This window comes from Streptomyces sp. ADI95-17 (assembly GCF_003846175.1).
Classification (GTDB): Bacteria; Actinomycetota; Actinomycetes; order Streptomycetales; family Streptomycetaceae; genus Streptomyces; species Streptomyces sanglieri.
The window spans coordinates 59,974-62,712 of sequence record NZ_ML123055.1; the positions used below are offsets into that span (position 1 = coordinate 59,974).

General features: G+C 67.1%; 1 protein-coding gene and 1 pseudogene. Both read right to left on the reverse strand.

Features of this window, described 5'->3' with window-relative positions; all coding sequences use genetic code 11:
• Positions 1-156: 156 nt before the first annotated feature.
• Positions 157-931 (reverse strand): annotated as a pseudogene (locus EES42_RS41690) (transposase).
• A gap of 57 nt (positions 932-988) precedes the next feature.
• Positions 989-2,683, reverse strand: coding sequence for an ISAzo13 family transposase (locus EES42_RS41695; protein ID WP_241196930.1), 1,695 nt, complete (start codon positions 2,681-2,683; stop codon positions 989-991).
• Between the last annotated feature and the right edge of the window lie 56 nt (positions 2,684-2,739).

The following is a 2,739-nucleotide window of genomic DNA, read 5'->3' on the forward strand; positions in this document are numbered from 1 at the left end:
GACCCGTCTCGTCGATCCGTACGACCGCAGCAAGCCGATCGACACGAGCAACGGCACGACGGCCACGGGCGGCAACTGCGCGACCGCCACCCGCTCCTAAAGGTTGTTGCAGAAGGGTGGGTGTGGGCAGGCCGGGATGGCGTTTGACCTGCTGGTTCAGCCTGTCATGGCGAGGTTGTGCATGGTTGCGACGGCTTGGACGGCGTGGTGGAGTCCGTCTCCTTTCTGGCGGCAGTCGCGGAGGATTTTCCAGTTCTTCATGCGGGCGACGGTGTGCTCGACGCGGGCGCGGACGCGGCGGTGTTCGGCGTTGTCCTCCTCCTGGCCGCGCAGGAGTGGGCGTCCGGATCTTCTGCGGTGCGGGACGATCAAGCCGGTTCCCAGGTAGGCGCCATCTGCGATGACCGTTGTCCCGGCCGCGATGGCGGGCAGGTCCGATTCCCGCCAGGCGTGGGCGTCGGCCTTGTTTCCGGGGGCGGGGCGGGCTGAGGCGATCACCAGGCGACTGTCCGCGTCGATGATGACCTGCACGTTCGCTGAGAACCGATAGTTGCGGGAGGATGCGGCGACCGTGCGGTCGCGGACCGGGACGAGGGTTCCGTCGACGATCCATAACCGTTCGACATCCGCGACGGGGCCGCGGCGCCGGCTCCAGCGCAAGAAACGGCCGCAGGCGATGGACGACCCGGCAGACGGTGGCCGGGGAGATCCCCCCGAAGAGCGGGGCAAGCTGGCGCACCGTGAGGTTGGTTCGGTAGTAGACAGCCACCAGGAGGACCCGGTCTGCCAGTGGCAGGCACCACGGGCGCCCTCCACCGGGACCGTTTCCTCCCCGCTCCCGTACTGCCTTTACCAACTTCTCGAACCGGCCCATGCGCAAGCCGGTGAACGTCTCCACCCACAACGGATCAGCCCGCAACACCCCACCCATACAAGAGGAATGCCCCATCCCCGGCGTTCTGCAACAACCTTTAGGGCTCGCAGAGAATCAACATGCTGGTTTGATCTTCGTTCGGTCGTTGGCTGTGGCGAGGAATGCGGCCACGTCAGCGGGTGTTCGGAATCTGGCCGTTGAGGGTGGGATGGTGCGGTCGCGTTCGGCGAGGAGCGGTTGAACCTGGTGGATTGCCCTGGTGAGGGTGCTGCCGGTGACGCCGAAGAGCTGGGCCAGCAGGTCTCGGGTGCCGAGTTTGCGCAGGTAGAGCACGGTGGCCAGGACTCTGTCGGCCGTGGTCAGTTTGTCTTTGGCGCCCGCTCCGAGGGCGCGACGTCGTTCGCTGCCGCGTTGGCGGAGCCGTTGCCGTTCACGTAACTCGGCCAGTTCAGGTGCCAGTTCGTCGACGAGGTGGTCCAGTTCCGCTTCGGACATGCCGGTCAGTTCCGGGCTGCGCAGTGCTGCGGCCTCAGGCCGCCGCGGTGCCGCTGCCGGCCAGGTGGTCGGGGCTGTGCCATGCGCGTTAACGGTGCCGTGCCGGTCGGGATGGAGGGTGTAGTTCCAGTCGCCGTGGAAGCGGTGCCGGGTCATGGGCAGGGCGTCGATCTCGGCGTCGGTGACCTTCATTCCGGTGTCGTAGGTGCCCGTATCGAGTTCGGCATGGACTTTCAGTCCGGTGCGGGTGGTGGTCGCGGCGATGCTCTGCACCGTCGCTTCATGGCTGGTCAGCGGTCTGCCGCGCCAGTTCATGGAGATGTGGGAGAACAGCCGGTGCTCCACTTTGTTCCACTTCGAAGTGCCAGGAGGCATGTGGCAGACCGTGATCTGCAGGCCGGTCTCGCCGGCCAGGACGGCGAGTTCGGCCTTCCAGGCGCGGGTGCGGTAGCCGTTGGATCCGCCGGCGTCCGCGGTGATCAGCAGTCGTGCGGCGTGCGGGTAGTCGTGCCGGCCGCGGGCGTGCCACCAGCGGCGGATCGATTCCACAGCGAAGGCCGCGGTGTCGTGGTCGCACCCGACGTTGACCCATCCGGTGTTCGCGGCGATGTCGTAGATCCCGTACGGGATCGCCTTGCCTGGCCCCTGGCGGTCGAGGAAATCGTGCGTCTTGACCTTCACCGGCTCGCCGGCGGGCTGCCACTCGCGCCCGGCGTTCTTGTACTGCCCGACCAACTCTTTCTTCTTGGTGTCGACGCTGATCACGGAGTCCCCGGCGTCCCGGTGGTCGCGGGCTTGCTCGTTGATGTAGCGGAACTGTGCGTCGCGGTCCGGGTGCTGGCTGCCCTCGATCGTCTTGGCGTTGGCCTGCAGGCTGAAGCCCTCCTCGCGCAGCAGGTCACCGACGGTATCCGCACAGACGCGATGGCCTTGCCGGGTGAGTTCGTCGGCGAGTTTGCGTGTCGACTTCGTCGTCCAGCGCAGCGGCGACATCGGATCCCCGCGCATATCCGGCTCGACCAGCATCAACAGCGCAGGTCGCAGCCCCGGATCCACCGCGGCGGCCCTCTTGCGTCCGCCGCCGGGGCGGCGGACCCGACCCAGCGGCTCCGCACCCGCTTCCAGTTCGTCGACGCCGTTGCGGACAGTGGTCTCGCTGACCTCGGCCGCCCGCGCGACAGCCCGGATCCCGCCATGCCCCAGGATTCGGGCCTCGGCCCCCACCAGCAGACGGCGCTGACGCTCGTCCAAGTGCGGGAACAACACCGCGAATCTCACGGCGAGTTGATCTCGAGTCTCCTGCGATATGCCCATACCACATCAACGAGCCACACCACCGGAAGCAACACATTGATTCTCTGCGAGCCCTT

Bases quoted from the DNA above. Each gene is read 5' to 3' on its own strand.
- EES42_RS41695 (WP_241196930.1), bottom strand. From the start codon at position 2,683: ATGGGCATATCGCAGGAGACTCGAGATCAACTCGCCGTGAGATTCGCG.